The organism is Acinetobacter sp. LMB-5 (assembly GCF_001541635.1).
GTDB lineage: Bacteria > Pseudomonadota > Gammaproteobacteria > Pseudomonadales > Moraxellaceae > Acinetobacter > Acinetobacter pittii.
The window spans coordinates 1-623 of sequence record NZ_LRDR01000045.1 but is presented as its reverse complement, the minus strand read 5'-3'; the positions used below and the strand labels follow the sequence as shown (position 1 = coordinate 623).

Genomic DNA, 623 nt, shown 5'->3' with positions numbered 1-623 from the left:
GCGTTTCTGGCGCTTGTAGGCTTTCTGACGCTCTTTCTGAGCACGGTCAGCCAAGCCAAATAGCCCAAACAAACCAAGGTTTACAGTCTTGATAGCGGGTTTAGCGTAGTAACGCAGCTCGCCACTGGATGTGAGTACCGCTTCGGAAATCGGGTGCAGTGCCAGCAATCCAACACGCTGTAACTCCGCCAGAGCGCGACGAACCCGCGATAACGATAGTCCCGTGTGTTCGCAGATTTTTTTGTAAGAAAGGTCAAACCATTTCTTGCTATTGGGCTGATAGAACCCGACTTTAAACGTAGTTAAGTCTACGTACTTAGCAATACATTTGAGTACCAGCGTGACGGCTTCCGCGCTTTCGCTTCGACGCTGACGTTTAGAGTCTTTCGCTCTCGCAAGCATTGGTATCGCTGGGCGCGAGTGTGCGAACCGCTCGATGCACGTCGAGAGCTTATGCAATATTTTAGGGGCGTTGTCGGCAAGTTCGAACCGCAGTTTTGTGACTGGGTTCTGGCGGTCATGTCCGCACCGGTTGCCGTAGTGAAGTGCTGCTGTGGTCAGAAATCACCGCACTTATGGCGGCTCTGATGTTGATTAAATGGGGTCATGTGTTAGACTCTCCT

At 51.5% G+C, this 623-nt stretch carries 1 protein-coding gene; it reads right to left on the bottom strand.

The annotated features are described in order from the left end of the window. The coding region (locus AW165_RS18425) for a helix-turn-helix domain-containing protein (RefSeq protein ID WP_212823906.1) at nucleotides 1-402 on the bottom strand (402 nt) is incomplete at its 3' end. Nucleotides 403-623: the final 221 nt, after the last annotated feature.